This is a genomic window from Acidithiobacillus sp. AC3, from assembly GCF_050261095.1.
Classification (GTDB): domain Bacteria; phylum Pseudomonadota; class Gammaproteobacteria; order Acidithiobacillales; family Acidithiobacillaceae; genus Igneacidithiobacillus; species Igneacidithiobacillus copahuensis.
Genome location: NZ_CP189838.1, coordinates 400176 through 417040, shown reverse-complemented (window position 1 = coordinate 417040; position 16865 = coordinate 400176). Strand labels below are relative to the sequence as shown.

At 61.0% G+C, this 16865-nt stretch carries 18 protein-coding genes; 2 read left to right on the top strand and 16 right to left on the bottom strand.

All coding sequences use genetic code 11. The features are described from left to right. Window positions 1-2: 2 nt before the first annotated feature. The 3 genes from icd to gltX all read right to left on the bottom strand — a co-directional run bounded on the left by icd (window position 3) and on the right by gltX (window position 4675). On the bottom strand, window positions 3-1271 hold the full coding sequence (gene icd, locus ACQAYK_RS02040) for an NADP-dependent isocitrate dehydrogenase (protein WP_215871507.1): 1269 nt from the start codon (window positions 1269-1271) through the stop codon (window positions 3-5). Continuing rightward, a complete protein-coding gene (locus tag ACQAYK_RS02035; RefSeq protein WP_215871508.1) occupies window positions 1268-3205 on the bottom strand; it encodes an aconitate hydratase in 1938 nt (645 codons plus the stop codon). Before ACQAYK_RS02035 ends, icd begins: the two co-directional genes overlap by 4 nt. Window positions 3206-3280: 75 nt before the next feature. Beyond that, the gene (gene gltX / locus ACQAYK_RS02030) at window positions 3281-4675 is read right to left on the bottom strand and encodes a glutamate--tRNA ligase (protein ID WP_215871509.1); all 1395 of its coding nucleotides are present in this window, start codon (window positions 4673-4675) and stop codon (window positions 3281-3283) included. Between the two features lie 280 nt (window positions 4676-4955). On the opposite strand from gltX, the gene ACQAYK_RS02025 reads away from it, so the two are divergent. Together ACQAYK_RS02025 and ACQAYK_RS02020 are read left to right on the top strand one after the other, a co-directional pair. Continuing rightward, window positions 4956-6815, top strand: coding sequence for a LysM peptidoglycan-binding domain-containing protein (locus ACQAYK_RS02025; RefSeq protein WP_215871510.1), 1860 nt, complete (start codon window positions 4956-4958; stop codon window positions 6813-6815). A gap of 27 nt (window positions 6816-6842) precedes the next feature. Then, window positions 6843-7616 (top strand): enoyl-ACP reductase FabI, encoded by a 774-nt coding sequence (locus ACQAYK_RS02020; protein WP_215871511.1) that lies wholly within the window; start codon window positions 6843-6845, stop codon window positions 7614-7616. On the opposite strand, the gene tal is transcribed toward ACQAYK_RS02020, so the two are convergent. The 13 genes from tal to ACQAYK_RS01955 all read right to left on the bottom strand — a co-directional run bounded on the left by tal (window position 7613) and on the right by ACQAYK_RS01955 (window position 16851). Continuing rightward, window positions 7613-8701, bottom strand: coding sequence for a transaldolase (tal, locus tag ACQAYK_RS02015; RefSeq protein ID WP_215871512.1), 1089 nt, complete (start codon window positions 8699-8701; stop codon window positions 7613-7615). The genes ACQAYK_RS02020 and tal overlap by 4 nt on opposite strands. 63 nt (window positions 8702-8764) lie before the next feature. After that, entirely contained in the window at window positions 8765-9139 is a 375-nt protein-coding gene (locus ACQAYK_RS02010) for a PTS sugar transporter subunit IIA (protein ID WP_255790325.1), read from the bottom strand. A 5-nt stretch (window positions 9140-9144) separates the two neighbouring features. Further along, window positions 9145-10041, bottom strand: a complete 897-nt coding sequence (gene rapZ, locus ACQAYK_RS02005) for an RNase adapter RapZ (RefSeq protein WP_215871514.1) — start codon at window positions 10039-10041, stop codon at window positions 9145-9147. Further along, a complete protein-coding gene (hprK, locus tag ACQAYK_RS02000) occupies window positions 10038-10955 on the bottom strand; it encodes an HPr(Ser) kinase/phosphatase (RefSeq protein ID WP_215871515.1) in 918 nt (305 codons plus the stop codon). The genes rapZ and hprK overlap by 4 nt, the downstream gene beginning before the upstream one ends. A 54-nt stretch (window positions 10956-11009) precedes the next feature. Continuing rightward, window positions 11010-11450, bottom strand: a complete 441-nt coding sequence (locus ACQAYK_RS01995) for a PTS sugar transporter subunit IIA (protein WP_215871516.1) — start codon at window positions 11448-11450, stop codon at window positions 11010-11012. 2 nt (window positions 11451-11452) lie between these two features. Further along, complete coding sequence (gene hpf, locus ACQAYK_RS01990) at window positions 11453-11791, bottom strand: ribosome hibernation-promoting factor, HPF/YfiA family (RefSeq protein WP_215871517.1); 339 nt, start codon at window positions 11789-11791, stop codon at window positions 11453-11455. A gap of 108 nt (window positions 11792-11899) precedes the next feature. Then, entirely contained in the window at window positions 11900-13321 is a 1422-nt protein-coding gene (locus ACQAYK_RS01985; RefSeq protein ID WP_215871518.1) for an RNA polymerase factor sigma-54, read from the bottom strand. Between the two features lie 3 nt (window positions 13322-13324). Continuing rightward, entirely contained in the window at window positions 13325-14050 is a 726-nt protein-coding gene (gene lptB, locus ACQAYK_RS01980) for an LPS export ABC transporter ATP-binding protein (RefSeq protein ID WP_215871519.1), read from the bottom strand. Further along, window positions 14047-14550, bottom strand: a complete 504-nt coding sequence (gene lptA, locus ACQAYK_RS01975) for a lipopolysaccharide transport periplasmic protein LptA (protein WP_215871520.1) — start codon at window positions 14548-14550, stop codon at window positions 14047-14049. The genes lptB and lptA overlap by 4 nt, the downstream gene beginning before the upstream one ends. Next, window positions 14540-15085, bottom strand: coding sequence for an LPS export ABC transporter periplasmic protein LptC (gene lptC, locus ACQAYK_RS01970; RefSeq protein WP_215871521.1), 546 nt, complete (start codon window positions 15083-15085; stop codon window positions 14540-14542). Before lptC ends, lptA begins: the two co-directional genes overlap by 11 nt. After that, window positions 15082-15612: a KdsC family phosphatase gene (locus ACQAYK_RS01965; RefSeq protein WP_215871522.1), complete on the bottom strand. Its 531-nt coding sequence runs from the start codon at window positions 15610-15612 to the stop codon at window positions 15082-15084. Before ACQAYK_RS01965 ends, lptC begins: the two co-directional genes overlap by 4 nt. Further along, on the bottom strand, window positions 15609-16595 hold the full coding sequence (locus ACQAYK_RS01960) for a KpsF/GutQ family sugar-phosphate isomerase (RefSeq protein ID WP_215871523.1): 987 nt from the start codon (window positions 16593-16595) through the stop codon (window positions 15609-15611). Before ACQAYK_RS01960 ends, ACQAYK_RS01965 begins: the two co-directional genes overlap by 4 nt. Continuing rightward, a complete protein-coding gene (locus ACQAYK_RS01955) occupies window positions 16588-16851 on the bottom strand; it encodes an EexN family lipoprotein (protein ID WP_215871524.1) in 264 nt (87 codons plus the stop codon). Before ACQAYK_RS01955 ends, ACQAYK_RS01960 begins: the two co-directional genes overlap by 8 nt. Between the last annotated feature and the right edge of the window lie 14 nt (window positions 16852-16865).

The window sequence follows — 16865 nt, the reverse complement described above, 5'->3', positions numbered from 1 at the left end:
GGTCATGCCTCGATACGACGATAGAGCGCCGCGGTGAATTCGCTGGTGGACAGCCCCGCCTGGCCCTGCAGACTGGCGAGGTCGCCGGTCACTTCTCCTGCGGCAATACAGCCTTCCATTGCCGCCGTGATGACTTGCGCCGCCTCCGTCCAGCCGAGATGCTCCAGGAGCATCACCCCGGAAAGAATCAGCGAGCTGGGATTGGCCTTGCCCTGCCCGGCAATGTCCGGTGCGGTACCGTGGGTGGCCTCGAAGATGGCGTGGGTATCAGAGAGATTGGCCCCGGGCGCCATGCCAATGCCCCCCACCTCCGCTGCCAGGGCATCGGAGATATAGTCGCCGTTGAGGTTCAGAGTGGCAACCACATCATAGTCCTGCGGGCGCAGGAGGATCTGCTGCAGGAAGTTATCGGCGATGACATCCTTGATGACCAGCTTGCCGGCTGCCAGCGCGGCTCGTTCCGCAGCCACGGCGGCTTCCTTGCCCTCGGCCTTGGCGATAGCCGCTTTCTGCCTGCCGGTGAATACTTGGTCGGCAAACTCCCGCTCGGCCAGGGCATATCCCCAATCGCGGAAGCCACCTTCGGTGAACTTCATGATGTTGCCCTTGTGCACCAGGGTCACCGACTTGCGCCCATGCTGCAGGGCATAGGCAATGGCGCGGCGAATGAGGCGCTCCGATCCCGCCTGCGATACCGGCTTGATGCCAATGGCCGAACTGTCGGGGAAACGGATCTTCTTGACCCCCATCTCGTTTTGCAGAAAGGCAATGACCTTGGCCACTTCGGAGCTTCCCGCGGCCCACTCGATACCGGCGTAGATGTCTTCCGAGTTTTCCCGGAAGATCACCATGTCGACATCTTCCGGACGCTTCATTGGGCTCGGCGTGCCGGCAAAATAGCGCACCGGTCGCTGACAGACATAGAGATCGAGATCCTGCCGCAGGGCGACGTTGAGACTGCGGATGCCACCGCCCACCGGCGTCTCCAACGGGCCCTTGATGGCCACATGGTAGCGCTGAATGGCGGCCATGGTTTCCTCGGGCAGATACACGCCCGCGCCAAATTTGGCGACGGCCTTCTGCCCCGCATAGAGCTCCTGCCAGTCGATACGACGTGCAGCGCCATATACCTTGGCAACGGCAGCGTCGAGCACCTGGCGCATGGCCGGCGTGACATCGACGCCTATCCCATCCCCCTCGATGAAGGGAATGACCGGTTCGTTGGGAACCACGATGTTTCCCTTTTCGTAACGGATCGCCGTACCACTCATGCCGTCTTCTCCAATTGCTCACTGGCCCAGGACAAGGCGCCACCCTTGCGAATCAGTTCCAGGTCGCGTTCGCTGGCCAACTGCGGCTGTACAGCAATCTCGATGCCCTGACTGAGGTCCTGCAGCAGTAATGTCTTGCCCAGGCCCAAGCCTCGGATGTCCAATGCCAGTTCGTCACCGGCCTGCATCTTCTCATAGTCGGCGGCGTTGACGAAGGTCAGCGGCAGAATGCCGAAGTTGATCAGGTTGGCGAGGTGGATGCGCGCAAAGGACTGCACCAGCACCGCTTTCACCCCCAGATAGCGGGGCGCCAGGGCCGCATGTTCGCGGCTGGAACCCTGACCATAGTTGTGCCCAGCAACGATGAAGCCACCGCCGGAACTCTTGGCCCGACTGGGGAAGCTTTCATCGACCACATGGAAGACATACTCCGAAATGGCTGGCAGGTTGGAACGCAGGGGCAGGACCTTGGCCCCCGCCGGCATGATGTGATCGGTGGTGATGTCATCCCCCAGGCGAATGAGGACGGAACCGCGAATTTCGTCGGGTGCCGCATGATTCACCGGCAGCTTGGCAATGTTGGGGCCACGCAGCACCTCCACCTTCTCTGGCTCGCCCGCGGGCGCCACGATCATGCGGTCGTCCACCAGGAACTGCCCAGGCAAATCCACCTGGATAGGCGCCATACCCAGATCGCGCGGGTCGGTGATCACCCCCGTCAAGGCGCAGGCAGCGCAGGTCTCGGGACTGGCGAGATACACCGCGGCATTCTTGGTGCCCGAACGACCGTAAAAATTGCGGTTGAAGGAGCGGATGGAGACCCCTTCGCTGGGCGGCGCGAAGCCCATGCCAATGCAGGGACCGCAAGCCGATTCCAGGATGCGCGCACCAGCGCCAATAAAATTGAGCAGGCCGCCATCCTGGGTGACCATCTCCATGACCTGCCGGGAACCCGGCGAGATTCCCAGACTCACCCCTTCCGCAACCACCTTGCCCTTGAGCATGGCAGACACCGTCATCAGATCGGTATAAGACGAGTTGGTACAGGAACCAATCGCCACCTGCGCCACCGGCGTACCGGCAACCTCCCGCACGGTCTTCACGTTGTCCGGGCTATGCGGACAGGCAATCAGTGGCTCCAGGGTATCGAGATCGATCTCCAGGACCTCGTCATAGCTGGCGCCAGCATCCGCCACCCACTCCGACCAATCGGCCTCCCGGCCCTGCGCCTTGAGATAGGCGCGGGTGACCGCATCGCTGGGAAAGACGCTGGTGGTAGCCCCCAGTTCGGCGCCCATATTGGTAATGGTGGAACGTGCCGGCACCGACAGACTGGCGACGCCCGGGCCAAAATACTCGAAGACCTTGCCCACGCCACCCTTGACGGTCTTGCGGCGCAGCACTTCGAGGATGATGTCCTTGGCGCTGACGAAAGGCTGCAGGCGGCCAGTCAATTTGACGCCGATTACCTGCGGCATGTTGAGATTGAAGGCCAGACCGCCCATGGCCAGGGCAATGTCGAGCCCACCGGCGCCAATGGCGAGCATGCCGGCGCCGCCGGAGGTAGGAGTGTGCGAGTCGGAACCGAGCAGGGTACGCCCCGGCTTGGAGAAGCGTTCCAGGTGCACCTGATGGCAGATCCCATTGCCGGGACGGGAGAAATGAATCCCATACTTGGCAGCGAAACTCTGCAGGAAGCGGTGGTCATCGGCGTTCTCGAAGCCAGACTGCAGCATATTGTGATCGACATAGGAGACCGACAGCTCGGTGCGCACCTTGGGCAATCCCAACGCCTCGAACTGCAGATACGCCATGGTACCCGTAGCGTCCTGGGTCAGGGTCTGGTCGATGCGGATCGAGATGGGACTGCCGGCCTGCAACTCACCACTGACGAGGTGAGCGGCAATGATTTTCTGCGTGACGTTGTGGGCCATAGCGAAACTCCTTTTCAAGGCGGCAATCCATAAGAAACGATAATGACAAAAGCAGCCGTCTACGCCAAGGGGCAATCACACCCAATCCTGCGCCCGCCGCAGGCGCCGCAAGGTCTCTTCTCGCCCCAGCACCGCCAAGGTCTGATCGAGGGGCGGGGAGACGGCGCAGCCCGCAACCGCCACTCGCAGCGGTTGCGCCACCTTGCCCAACTTGCCTTCTGCATGCTCTTGCGCCAATGCCTGCAACACCGTATGCACGGCGCCAGCCGTCCAGTCCGTGACCTGCTCCAAGGCGTGCCACGCCGCCTGCAACAACGCCCCCTGCCCAGCGAGATGTTTGCTGCGATCCTTTTCCTCTGCCGTTTCCGGTGCCACATAAAACATCTTTGCGGCAGCGGCCATATCCACCAGGGTCTTCGCACGCTCCTGCAGCAGAGGGACGACTTTCTCTACCGCAGGACCAGCGGCGATTGCCGCGTCGTCCAATCCCACCAAATAGGGACGCAGCTGCCGCGCCAGCTCCTCGGCCGACAGAGTCTGCAGATGCTGGGCATTGAGCCATAGCAGCTTTTCGGGATTGAAGGCGGAGGCGGCCTTGTGTACCTCCCCGATACGGAAATGCTCGATCATCTCCGCGCGACTGAAGACTTCCTGATCGCCATGGGACCATCCCAGCCGCACCAGGAAGTTCAGCAGGGCATCCGGGAGAAAACCCTGCTCGCGATATTCCAGCACGCTGACCGCGCCATGGCGCTTGGACAGCTTCTGTTTGTCCGGCCCAAGAATCATCGGCACATGGGCATACTGCGGGACACTGGCGCCCAGGGCCTGCAGGATCTGCATCTGCCGCGGGGTATTGTTGAGGTGATCATCACCGCGGATGACCTGGGTGATACCCATATCCCAGTCGTCCACGACCACACAGAAATTGTAGGTGGGGGTACCGTCCGAGCGGGCAATGATCAGATCGTCGAGCTCGCTGTTTTGGAACACCACCCGTCCGTGCACCAGATCCTCGACCACGGTTTCGCCGCTGTCGGGGCTGCGAAAGCGGATGACGGGAGAGACGCCCGGACGAGCCTCCGGTCGCTGCCGGCAGCGACCGTCGTAGCGAGGTTTCTCGCCCCGCGTCCGCTGCTCTTCCCGCATGAGATCCAGTTCTTCCTTGCTGCAATAGCAATGGTAGGCGGTACCAGCCGCCAGCATCTGTGCCAGCACCTCGCGATAACGCTCCATCCGCTGCGTCTGATAGAAGGGGCCCTCGTCCCAATCCAGACCCAACCACTGCATCCCCTCCAGGATGGCGGCGGTGGCTTCGGGCGTCGAGCGTTCGAGGTCCGTATCCTCGATGCGCAGGATGAATTGGCCCTGCTGTTGACGCGCATGCAACCAAGAGAAGAGCGCGGTTCGCACTCCACCAATATGCAGGTAACCAGTGGGACTGGGGGCAAAACGGGTACGCACGGTCATCGACTCTGAATCCTTATCTTGCTTCTGTACGAGTAGCGGGGCCCATCATATCAGGCTTGCACCCTGCGCCACACTGCGCGTCGGGATTGCCGCATTTTGCCGGGCATCGATAGGAAATTTTGATAGTCCATAATTAGGATTGACGAGCATCGATGGACCCCCTAGTATCAGCCGGATGGTCCTCGTGGGGATCGTCCCAGCGTTTTGTTTATATTTGCGAAAAGTCTGCAGATTTGGTCAGGGTGCACAATCGGGGCCTCCTCACCAAAGAAGGAGTAGTATGCGAAAGTCGGTCATCGTCCTATCCACGAGCTGCGCGCTGCTGGCGTCACCACTCGCTTGGGCCAGCAACAGCGCCGCCACCTCACCCAGCACCAATGATCAGCAAGAATCTCTCTCCCAGTTGATCGCCAAACTGCAACCCAGTAGTCCAGCCCTGCAAGACCCCAACACGGATGCGCAGGGAGCCGTTCCGGAGGCGGCCAGTGACAGCTCGCAGCTCTTGCAGGAATTCCGCAGCCTGCAGCGCAGCGACGTGGCGCTGCAAAGCACGCAGGAGAGCATCTGGGCCGATCTGATAGATGGTTTTCGCATCAGCGATGTCTCCCGACCGCGGGTAGCCAAGTGGCGCAGTTGGTTCCTGCAGCACCAGGGCAAGCTGGAGGAGATCCTCCACAACTCCAGCCCCTTCTTGTACTACGTTGCCAATGCGGTGCACGAACGGGGCCTGCCCATGGAGCTGGCGTTGCTGCCTGCCATCGAGAGCGGCTACAACCCCAAGGCGTATTCTCCGGCAGCCGCGGCGGGGCTTTGGCAGTTCATTCCCGGCACTGCCAGAAATTTCGGTCTACAGAATACCCGCTGGGGCGACCCCCGCCTCAGCCTTACGGCCTCCACCAATGCCGCCCTCGATTATCTCTCCTATCTCTACAATTACTTTGGCGGCAACTGGCTCCTTGCCATCGCCGCCTATAATGCCGGTCAGGGTACCGTCTCGGCGGCCATACAGCAGAATGTTGCCGCGGGGGAACCCACCGACTTCTGGGATCTGAACCTGCCGAATCAGACGGAAAACTACGTTGCCGAGTTACTCGGGCTGGCACAAGTGATTCAGAATGCCCAAGCTTACCACATTGCCCTGCCAAGCATCCCCAACACCGCGCATATTGCCTTGGTGAATACACCGCGGCGGGTCAATTTGCAGGTTGCGGCGCAGTTGATGAACGTTTCCGTGACCGAGCTACAACACCTGAATGCCGGGCTGAGTTACGGGGTGGCGCCAGCCGGTTACTCGCTGGTGGTCCCCAAGGACAAGGCGAAAACCCTGCGCACCGCCCTGCTGCAGATGCCGGAACCGGAAACGCCCGCTCCGACAGCGAGTCCAGTGCCAGCCGTCGCCGTACAGACCACACGGCCTACTCCCGCCGTGCATTACACCTCTGTACGATCTGGCGAAACCCTGTCCCAGCTTGCCCTTCGGACTGGCGTTTCCGTGCGTGATCTCGAGCGCTGGAATCATTTGCGCTCGGGCCGCCTCCTGCAGGTAGGGCAACGACTCACCATCTATGGCGGCAAGCCTATGGCCGTCGCCAGCGGGTACGCGCCACACAGTATCACCGTGCGTCCCGGCGAGAGTCTCTGGCAGCTGGCACAACGCGCCGGAGTCAGCGTGAACGCCCTGGCCAGCGCCAACGATATGAGTACGCGCAGTGTCATTCACCCCGGACAGAAACTGCAGTTGCCTGGCAACCACTTGCAAGAGGCTACCTATACCGTCGCCCAAAGCGGCGGCAGCATTCGCGTGCGACCCGGTGAAACCCTCTGGCAGATTGCCCAACGCGCCGGTGTGAGCGTATCCGCTATCGCGTCCTACAACGGTTTGCATAGCAAGAGCATGTTGCATCCCGGACAGGTATTGCGCCTCCCCGCCCGCGGGACGGAGGTGGCTGCGTTGAGTCCGCAGCAAGAACGGCTGGCCAGTGCCCCGCATGCTACTACCTACGTCGTCCGCCCCGGCGACACTGTCTGGCAGATTGCGCAGCAATTTCACGTCTCACCCCACGCCCTAGTGCAGTGGAATCGCCTGGCTTCGGCGAGTGACCTGCAGCCCGGCAAACATCTCACCATTTTCCTGCGTTGACAGGGATTCTCGGAGCATTCACAGACCATGGGTTTTTTACAGAATAAACAGGCTTTGGTAGTCGGCGTTGCCAACGAACGTTCCATTTGCTGGGGTATTGCCCAGGCGCTGGCACGGGAGGGAGCGGAAGTCCTGTTGACCTATCAGAGCGAGCGCACCAAAAGCCGGGTGGAAGACCTAGCGGCGCAGATTCAGGCGCCGGCCCCCTTGGCCCTGGATCTGATGGACGAGGCGCAGGTACGTGCTATCGTCGACGACCTGCAGCAACGTTGGGGAGGCGTGGATATCGCCATCCATGGTGCGGCCTTTGCACCTAAGGACGAGCTGTCTGGAAACTACGCGGACGTTACTACCCGAGAGGGTTTCCGCATCGCCCACGAAGTGTCGTCCTACAGCTTTACCGCCATGGCCCAGGCTCTGCGCCCACTGATGCAGGGACGCCATGGCGCCCTCCTCTCGCTCAGCTATCTGGGCGCCGAACGGGCGATGGCCAATTACAATGTCATGGGACTGGCCAAGGCCAGTCTGGAGGCAGGTGTACGCTACTTGGCCCACTCCCTGGGGCCCGAAGGGATCCGGGTAAACGCTATTTCTGCCGGTCCCATCCGCACCCTGGCGGCCAGCGGCATCAGCGAGTTTCGCAGCATCCTCGACCACTATGCCGCGCATGCCCCGCTGCGGCGCAACGTGACACAAGAGGAAGTCGGTAATGTCGCCGCCTTCCTCTGCTCGGATCTCGCCTCGGGCATCACCGGCGAAATCACCTACGTCGACGCCGGCTACAACATCGTCGGCTTCTAGGCGCGGCGCTTTTCCACCTCGGCCAGCATCGCCTCGAAGGCAGTAGAGAAGGCCTCCAAGCCCTCCTCCTGTAACTGGGGGGCGACCTGGCCATCGAGGTCGACCCCAAGAGACGCGAGATCAGCCAGGGTCTGCTCCGCCGCATCGAGGTCCTGCGCGATGGTCTGGCCTAACTTTCCATGTTCTCGCAGCTTGGCCAGGGTGGCATCGGGCAGGGTGTTGATGGTCTCTGGCCCCATCAGGGGCTCGACATAGAGCAGATCGGAATAGGCAGGATTTTTGGTGCTGGTGCTGGCCCAAAGCAGATACTGTGGCCGCCCGCCGGCTGCCTTGAGGCGAGAAAAGCCCTGACCGTGGAAGGTCTCCCGATACAGCGCATAGGCTTTCTTGGCCAGCGCCACCGCGGTCTTGCCCCGCAATCGCAATGCCTCTTCCGTACCGATTTTTTCCAGCTGCTGATCCACCAGCGTATCGACGCGCGACAGGAAAAGGCTGGCGACGGCCTTCACCCGTCCAGGCTCGCCGCCGGCATCGATCCATGCCGTCAGACCTTCCTGGTAGGCAGCGAATACCTCGCGCACGTGCTGCAGACCAAACATCAGCGTCACATTGACAGAAATGCCGCGACTGATGAGGGTGCGCAGCGCAGCAATGCCAGCGGCGGTGGCCGGCACCTTGATCAGGAGATTTTCGCGCTGGACGATGCTGCGTAAACGCTCCGCCTCGGCAACGGTGGCAGCCTCGTCCATCGCCAGCCGGGGGGACTCCTCCCAACTCACCCAACCATCATCCCCTTGGGTAGCCACATGGGTAGCATGCAGCAGATCGCAGGCCATTTGCAGATCAACCTTGACCATCTCTTCATAAAGGCGCTCCGCCGACTCCGCCGGACGCGCCAAATCTTCTTGATAGTATGGGCTCTCGTGAATGGCCTTCTGGAAAATACTGGGATTGGAGGTCACCCCGGAAACACCATCCTCGGCAATGTAGCGGGCAAGAATGTCGTCGTGAATCAGAGTACGAGAGAGATTGTCGAGCCACAGACTCTGCCCCAAGCGTGCATGTACTTCGCGTAAATCAGCCATTACCTTTCTCCTTGCGGACCACTCTGCCTACCAGTCTAGTGCAGAAATCCGTTTGATAGCGGATTATGGATGACACTGAACTGCCGCGCGGCCACCCTCGGCGACAAGCTCCGGCAGGCCTTCCCACTGCTCGCGCCGCGACAGGGCACGCAACAACATCGGTAGATTCAGCCCATAAATCACCCGTGCCCAGGGGTTAGCCCAAGTCTTGGGCAGGGCGTTGGCGGGGCTGGCACCGAGAATATCACAGAGAATCAGCAGCGGACGCTCCGGCCCGGCGGCATCGATCAGCTCCTGCAGGCGAGCACGCAGGGGCGCGAGATCATCGCCAGCAGGGGACAGGGAAAGCAAGGCAGCGGGGCGATCGCCATAGATGTGTTCGACCACTGCCAGCAGCGCCTCGCCAAGACCGGCATGGGTAAGCACAACCACCTGCACCAAGGTCAAGAATAGCGCTCCTGAATATCGAGCTCGCGATGCTCGACCAAGATCTCCTGCCCATCTCGCGCCAGGGATCGCGCCAAGGATTCGACCATGTAGACGCTACGATGTTTGCCACCGGTGCAGCCCAGGGAAATGGTGACATAGTTTCGGTGGTCGCGAGCAAAAGGGGGTAGCCACTCCTGCAGAAAGGCCTCCAGACTGCTCCTGGCCACCTGTACGGCATCCTGATGGTCAAGGAATTCCCGCACAGGGCCATCGCGCCCGGTCAAAGACCGTAGTTCGGGCTCGTAATGGGGATTGGGCAAGGCGCGCAGGTCGAAGACAAAATCGGAATCGGCAGGTACCCCGTTGCGAAAAGCGAAAGACTGCAATAGCAAGATCAGGCCCTGGACCCGCGCCACCTGCGCCCAGGCCTGCACACGCAGGCGCAGAGAGTGGCTGCGGACCTGCGAGGTATCCAACACACGATCGGCCAGGCGCGCCAAGGGAGCCAGAAGGGTGCGCTCGCGCGACAAGACCTGATGCAGCGCGGCTCCTGGGGCTGCCTCCTGATCGCTGAGGGGGTGGCGGCGCCGGGTCTCGCTGTACCGGCGTAACAGCGTTTCTTCATCCGCATCGAGAAAGAGTATACGCGGTTGCAGACCGCATTCCTGCGGTATCTTCTGTAATGCCTCCGGCAATGCGTCGAGAAAGGTGCGATTGCGCACATCGATACTCACGGCAACCCGCAGGGGAGCCAATTGGTGGTGCGCCAATTCCTGCAACAAGGAATCCAGGAGGGTAGCGGGCAGATTGTCTACACAAAAATAGCCAAGGTCTTCGAGTGCCTGCAAGACGGTCGTCTTGCCAGAACCGGACAGCCCCGTAATGATGACAAAATCACCAGCGGCGCTCACAGCTTGTGGCCCACCGCACGAGTTTGTTGATCGAAAAGCGCCAACATATCCACACCGGCTTCACGCAGGTACTGCGCTCGTGCTGCCGCCTCCACGAGTACCGCCAGATTGCGTGCAGCACTGACGGGCAGGCGCAGGCGTGGAAAGGGCACTCCGAGAATGTCCCAATGGTCCACCTGGCCCTGCAAACGATCGACATCGGCCAGTTCCATTTCCGCCATATCACGAATCTCGACCACCAAGCGTAGTCGCTTGGAATCGATCACGGAAGAGGCACCGAAAAGATGGCGAATATTGATGATCCCCAGCCCACGCACCTCCATGAAATCCTGCAGGGCCGCGGGGCAATGGCCAGTGACCACTCCCGGCGCTTCGCGAATGCACAGCACGCTGTCGTCGGCGATGAGACGGTGATGGCGACTCACCAACTCCAGGGCCAGCTCGGACTTGCCGATGCCGGCCTCCCCCTGAATGAGGATTCCCACCCCGAGCACGTCCACCAAAACCCCATGCAGCAGGCAGCGCGGCGCCAGCTCGCGTTGCAGATATTGCTGCACGCGCACCAAAATCCGCCGGGCGGGAAGCGCCGAGACAAGGATACTCACCCCTTCGTCCATCAAGCTCGCCAGCCAATCGGAAGCTGGCTGTACCCCTTCCGCCAGAACAAGGATGCGCAATCGCTGCACGTGATAGATCTGCTCGGGGTGACTATGCAGGTAATCCAGCTCTGCCTGCCCCAAGATCTGCACTGGGTGCGAGCGAATGAAACTGAGAAATCCCACCAGCGCCGCACCATCACTGCTGTGCTGCGGGTCGACACGAAGCATCGTTTGCGCAGACGCGTGCAAGATCTTCCAGTCAAGTTCAGCTTCCAGGTCGGAAGCCATCTGGGAAAAACTGACGCTGCGATCCATTCCGTCCAACCCTATGCAAACGGCGCGAACATCGCCACCGAAAACGGGTACGCCTCAGGCAACTAGCAGAGCGCGAAAGGCATCCACATCCTCGACCTGAGCAAGCTGCTGCCGCACGTTTTCCTGCGCCAGACGCGCGGCGATGTGGGACAGTAGCTCCAGGTGCTCCATAGCTTCTCCGGCGGGTACCAGCACGGCCACAAAGATGTGCACGCCTTCCGCATCGGGCGCGGCAAATCCCACTGCCGTACGAGTGCGCAACGCGGCGACCGCAGCGCTGGCAAGATCCGGCAAACGCGTATGTGGCACCGCCACTCCGAAGCCCAGTGCCGTGGAACCCTGCATTTCGCGAGTCATCAGAGCGTCATAAATTTTTTGCTGCGCGATTCCCGTGCTCTCACTGAGCCTCTCGGCCAGGGCCTGCAAGACCCCCGTCATACTGACGGCCGGACTGTCGAGAAGAATCGCCTTTGCGGGGAGCGGCAAAGCAGCCATGGTCATTCGCTTTCGGTGGCAAGGACTGCAGCTACCGGACTGCTCCGATGGCGCTGCAGTTTTTCCTTGTATTGACGCACCTGACCGTCAATCTTGTCGGCCAGTTGGTCGATGGCGGCGTACATGTCGGCATCACGCGCCTCGGCGTGAAAATCGTGTCCGGGAGCGCTGACAGTGATCTCCACCACGTTGGAAAGTTTCTCGTGGGGAAGGAACTTCAACACGACGCGCCCATCGATGACGCGATCGAAGTAGTGATCAAGGCGCCCGAGTTTTTCGTGCACTCGGTTCTTGATGGCCTCGGTGAGGTCCAGGTGTTGGCCGGTGATGTGTAATTGCATGGCAAGCTCCTAGCTTTCGTTTATGGGAGTCCATCACTGCTTTACCGCTCCGCTCTCAGTGTAGCGCCTTGGCCGCCTTTGCAAAAGCCAAGGAGCGGGAGACATTGGCTACAAGCGGCGACGCTGGCTGGCGGGCGGAATATTGGCCGCCTCACGATACTTGGCGACGGTACGGCGGGCAATCTGGATGCCCTGCTCGGCGAGTACCTTGGCGATTTCGGCGTCGCTCAATGGATGCTGGCTGTCTTCTGCCTGAACCATCTTGAGAATCACGGCACGAATAGCGGTGGCAGACGCCGCCCCCCCTTGGTCCGTACCCACATGACTGGAGAAGAAATACTTAAATTCAAACAAACCGCGGGGGGTGGTCATGAACTTTTGGTTGGTGACTCGGGAGATCGTCGATTCGTGCATCTCCACGGCCTCGGCGATGTCGCGCAGGACCATGGGACGCATCGCCTCCGGCCCGTGCATAAAAAAATCCTTTTGCTGTTCAACAATCGCCGTCGCTACCTTGAGGATGGTTTCCTGCCGACTCTGTAGGCTCTTGATGAACCAGCGCGCCTCATTGAGCTGATCCTGGATGTACCGGTGCGCGGCATCCTTGCCGCCGGACAGGCCCGCGTAATGACGATTGATACGCAGCCGCGGCATCGCCTCGGCGTTCAGTTCTACCCGCAGCCGTTTGCCTACCCAACGCACGATGACATCGGGAATGACGTATTCCGAGGCTCCAGCACCAATTTCGCTGCCGGGTTTGGGATTGAGGGCAGCAATCAGGGCAACAGCAGCGCGCAACTTCTCCTCGCGCGCATCCAGGGCCTGCGCCAGGCGGACATAGTCATGTTTGGCCAAAAGCTCGAGCTGCTCGTCGACGATACGGCGGGCGAGGAGCAGGGCATCATCTTCTTCCTCGATCTGCTGCAACTGCAAGGAAAGGCATTCCGCCAGACTGCGGGCAGCGACCCCTGGCGGGTCAAATTCCTGAATCTGCCGCAAGATCGCTTCCAGCTCCGCCAGCGGTCGACCAGAGGTCTCCACCAGCTCGCTAAGCTCCGCGCCCAGATAGCCGGTATCGTCGATGGCATCGATGATCAACTCCGCCAGATTGCGATCATCGCTCTCGAAAAAGGTGAGGTTAGCCTGCCAGCGGAGGTAGTCCTGCAGGCTTTGTTCGCGGCTGTTGCGCGCCTCGAAATCGGGCAGATCCTCATCATTGGCCGTTGCGCTTCCTGCGGCGCTGCTGCCCATGTCGAACACATCTTCCCACTGGCTGTCGACGGGCAGCTCTTCGGGCAGGCTGGTTTCCGCCGCAAGATCGAGCTGGCGCTCCTCCGGTGCGGGGGATGGACCATCACTCGCCGCCAGCTCCACGCCTTCTTCCTCATCGAGGAGTGGATTACTGTCGAGCATCATCTGCACTTCCTGCTGCAGGTCGAGGGTCGACAACTGCAGAAGGCGGATCGCCTGCTGCAATTGTGGGGTCATGGCCAGATGCTGACCGAGTTTGAGTTCGAGTCCTTGCTTCATGATTCAGATCTTGAACTGCTCTCCCAGATAGACTTCGCGCACGGCGGGATTGTCGATGAGGTCTTGCGGGCCGCCCGCAGCCAGCACCTGACCATCATGCAGGATATATGCGCGCTGGCAAATACCCAAGGTTTCACGCACGTTGTGATCGGTGATGAGAACGCCGATGCCGCGCGCACTCAGGCCGGAAATCAACTGCTGAATCTCGATCACAGAGATCGGATCAATACCGGCGAAGGGTTCATCGAGCAGAACGAAGCGCGGGCTCATGGCCAGGGTGCGGGCAATTTCCACCCGCCGCCGCTCCCCCCCCGAGAGGCTTTGTCCGCGGGTGTTGCGCAGATTTTGCAGATGCAATTCGGCGAGCAGCTGCTCCAGACGCTCCTGCCGTTCTTCGCTGCCCAGAGGCAACTGTTCGAGCACTGCCAGGACATTGTCGGCGGCACTGAGCTGACGGAATACCGAGGGTTCCTGGGGAAGATAACCAAGCCCCATGCGCGCGCGCTGATGCATGGGGAGTTTGCCGATATCCTGGTCATTGAGGTAGATCCGACCGCTATCGGGTCGAATCAGGCCTACCATCATATAAAACGTCGTGGTCTTGCCGGCGCCGTTCGGTCCTAGCAGCCCCACCACCTCGCCGGCCTTCACTTCCACCGACACCCCGCGCACCACGGTGCGTCGGCGAAAGCGTTTGACCAGGGATTCCGCGCGCAGCTGGGACGTCATGGCTTGGCACTACCACCCTTGGCCGGATAGAAGACCGAGCGTACCCGCTGGCCAGGGCTTGCCGTCACGGCCGTCTGTTGGCTCTGCAAAAGATAGGTGACCTGATTCCCGCTGACCTCGTTTTTCCCCTGCCAAAGGTGGGCGTCGCCGCTGAGGATGATACGGCCGCTGCCGGGTTCATAGGTCAGCTGCTGGCCATAGCCATGGCGCTCGGCACTGGACATGGTGAAACTCACCGGGCTGCCCGTGGCTACCGCTTTCTCTACCTTACCAGCGGCGGCGTGGATGGTGAGCTGCGCAGCGTGGATGATGAGATCCCCCTGCTGCATAACGACATCACCGCTATAGATGGCCTCCTGCACGGGTTTGTTCTGGCCCTGCAGCTGGTCAGCGGAAATGTGGATGGGCCCCTTGCCGAGTCCCGCATCCGGCGCGTTTGCCGCGCTGACCGAAAGCGGAACCAGACAAGACAAAAGAACGAAGCAACACTTACGGTACATAAGTTCCTCGCACCTGATGCAACAAGCGGAACTGCTCTGTTTTTACCGACGCCCACAACCCAACCCCCTGCAGGGTACTGCGCCCATGGGTCAGAAAGACCGGATCCTGAGTCTCGATCACGCCGCTCTTGGGGTCATAACGCAATCTTTCCGTACGCAGGGTACTGTCAGACCCCAACGTCGCAAGCACCTGCCCCCAGGCGAGGAGCTCCTGATCGCCGTTACGCAGAAGACCATGCTCGGCCTGCAGGGCAAGGTTCCCCTGACGGCGGAAGCGTTCCAGCGAAAGACCGTTGAGAAAGGTCTGATTGCCCTCGGGCAGATGGTAGGCATCCTGTGCATGGGCGAGTAATTGTAGTTGTCCCTGCGCGTCATACTCGCGCAGGACGACATCGCTGGCGGCCTGATCACCGCGCCGAATGCCACCATGCCAATCCACGGCAACGAAGGGTATGGGTTGTTTTGGCCAAGTCAGCCACAACAGTCCTGCGCCCAGTAGAGCAAAGAACAGGAGTCCAGGCAGACGCAGGTTCATACCTGACCCAGGGCGCGCGCCATGATACCGCCCCAATGCCCCTGGACACGCAAGATTTCCTCGCTCAGTTCGCGCACTGCGCCCATACCACCCGGGCGTTGCGCGATCCAGTGCGCACGCGCCAGGACTTCGGGGTGCGCATCAGCGGGCGCCGCGGCGAGCCCCACGCGGCCGAGAATACCGAGATCGATCAGATCATCCCCCATGTAGGCGACTTCCTCTTCCCGCCGCTGGGTGGCGAAGAGTAATTCGGTGTAGGCGACGATCTTGTCGACACTGCCCTGATACACACGCTGGATGCCGAGATCACGGGCCCGATGAGCGAGGGCCTGGGAATAGCGCGCGGTGATCAGCGCCACCTCGATGCCACAATCCTGCAGGAGGCGGATGCCATGCCCATCGCGCACATGAAAACTCTTGCTTTCCCGCCCTTCTGCATCGAAGAGCAGGCGGCCATCGGTGAGCACCCCATCAACGTCCAGGACCAACAGGCGTATCCGCGCACAGCGCTCGCTGCAATCCGTCATGCGACCCCCGCATGTAATAGATCGTGCATACTGATAGCGCCCGCCAGGCGATCCTCGTCATCGACGATCAGCAATACCGCCACCCGTTCGGCATCCATCCGCGCCATCGCTTCTGCTGCCAAGGCGTCGGCGCTGATACACAACGGCTTGGGACGATAGAAATCGGCCATAGGACGCCCCCAGAGATCCTGTTGCTCGGCGAAGGCTCGGCGTAAGTCGCCATCGGTGAAGATGCCCAAAAGGTGATCGTCGTCATCGACCACTGTCGTCATGCCCATGCCTTTGCCACTCATCTCCAGGATCGCCTCGTGCACCGGGGTCGAAAGCCGCACCCGCGGCAACTGCTCAACCCGGCGCATCAGGTCTTCCACCCGCAGCAATAAACGCTTTCCCAGAGCGCCACCGGGATGGGAGAGAGCAAAATCATCCGCGGAAAAACCCCGGGCACTGAGTAGGGCCATGGCTAGGGCATCCCCCATGGCGAGGCTGGCAGTGGTCGAGGCGGTGGGCGCCAGATTCAGCGGGCAGGCCTCGCGCGCCACGGCACAATCCAGATGCACGTCTGCCCGTCGCGCCAGAGTAGAGTCCGCCTTGCCGGTGAGGGCGATCAGGGGGACGCCGATGCGTTTTACCACCGGCAGAATGGCAAGCAGCTCCGCGGTTTCGCCGGAATTGGACAGGGCCAGGAGCAGATCGGACGCCGTGAGCATGCCAAGATCGCCATGACTGCCCTCGGCAGGATGGAGAAAAAGGGCGGGACTCCCCGTACTGGCCAGAGTCGCGGCGATCTTCTTACCGATGATCCCGGATTTTCCCATGCCGCTGACGACAATGCGGCCCGGACAGGCGAGCAGCAATCGACACGCGGCGACGAAGGCGTCGTCGAGTCGCGCCTCGAGGGCCTCCAGCGCTTCCCGCTCCAGACGCAGGGTTTCCCGGCCGGTACGCAGCAGGAGTTCACTATTGGCGGAAGCTTCAGTCATTGCTGCGACTCGCCTCATAGGCAATGCGACACTCGGGATGCGCCGCCATCACCTTGTCGACGTCAGCAAAGCTGCTCTGTTGCAAGAGTTCCCAACATTTCAGATTAAGCGCTGCCAGCTCATGCGGGTGCTGACGATACCAGGCCACCGATCCACTCTCCGGGCGACCACTGAGGATCTGCGGGCGATCGGCCCAGAACAGCAGAACGAACAGGGCGACTGCCCCTAGAAAAATGAGCCCATAAATGATCTTCATCGACGCACAAACCC

Excerpts from the sequence above, each read along its gene's own strand:
- icd (WP_215871507.1), bottom strand. The coding sequence starts at position 1,271 with ATGAGTGGTACGGCGATCCGTTACGAAAAGGGAAACATCGTGGTTCCC.
- ACQAYK_RS02035 (WP_215871508.1), bottom strand. The coding sequence starts at position 3,205 with ATGGCCCACAACGTCACGCAGAAAATCATTGCCGCTCACCTCGTCAGT.
- gltX (WP_215871509.1), bottom strand. The coding sequence starts at position 4,675 with ATGACCGTGCGTACCCGTTTTGCCCCCAGTCCCACTGGTTACCTGCAT.
- ACQAYK_RS02025 (WP_215871510.1), top strand. The coding sequence starts at position 4,956 with ATGCGAAAGTCGGTCATCGTCCTATCCACGAGCTGCGCGCTGCTGGCG.
- ACQAYK_RS02020 (WP_215871511.1), top strand. The coding sequence starts at position 6,843 with ATGGGTTTTTTACAGAATAAACAGGCTTTGGTAGTCGGCGTTGCCAAC.
- tal (WP_215871512.1), bottom strand. The coding sequence starts at position 8,701 with ATGGCTGATTTACGCGAAGTACATGCACGCTTGGGGCAGAGTCTGTGG.
- hprK (WP_215871515.1), bottom strand. The coding sequence starts at position 10,955 with ATGGATCGCAGCGTCAGTTTTTCCCAGATGGCTTCCGACCTGGAAGCT.
- ACQAYK_RS01995 (WP_215871516.1), bottom strand. The coding sequence starts at position 11,450 with ATGGCTGCTTTGCCGCTCCCCGCAAAGGCGATTCTTCTCGACAGTCCG.
- hpf (WP_215871517.1), bottom strand. The coding sequence starts at position 11,791 with ATGCAATTACACATCACCGGCCAACACCTGGACCTCACCGAGGCCATC.
- ACQAYK_RS01985 (WP_215871518.1), bottom strand. The coding sequence starts at position 13,321 with ATGAAGCAAGGACTCGAACTCAAACTCGGTCAGCATCTGGCCATGACC.
- lptB (WP_215871519.1), bottom strand. The coding sequence starts at position 14,050 with ATGACGTCCCAGCTGCGCGCGGAATCCCTGGTCAAACGCTTTCGCCGA.
- lptA (WP_215871520.1), bottom strand. The coding sequence starts at position 14,550 with ATGTACCGTAAGTGTTGCTTCGTTCTTTTGTCTTGTCTGGTTCCGCTT.
- lptC (WP_215871521.1), bottom strand. The coding sequence starts at position 15,085 with ATGAACCTGCGTCTGCCTGGACTCCTGTTCTTTGCTCTACTGGGCGCA.
- ACQAYK_RS01965 (WP_215871522.1), bottom strand. The coding sequence starts at position 15,612 with ATGACGGATTGCAGCGAGCGCTGTGCGCGGATACGCCTGTTGGTCCTG.
- ACQAYK_RS01960 (WP_215871523.1), bottom strand. The coding sequence starts at position 16,595 with ATGACTGAAGCTTCCGCCAATAGTGAACTCCTGCTGCGTACCGGCCGG.
- ACQAYK_RS01955 (WP_215871524.1), bottom strand. The coding sequence starts at position 16,851 with ATGAAGATCATTTATGGGCTCATTTTTCTAGGGGCAGTCGCCCTGTTC.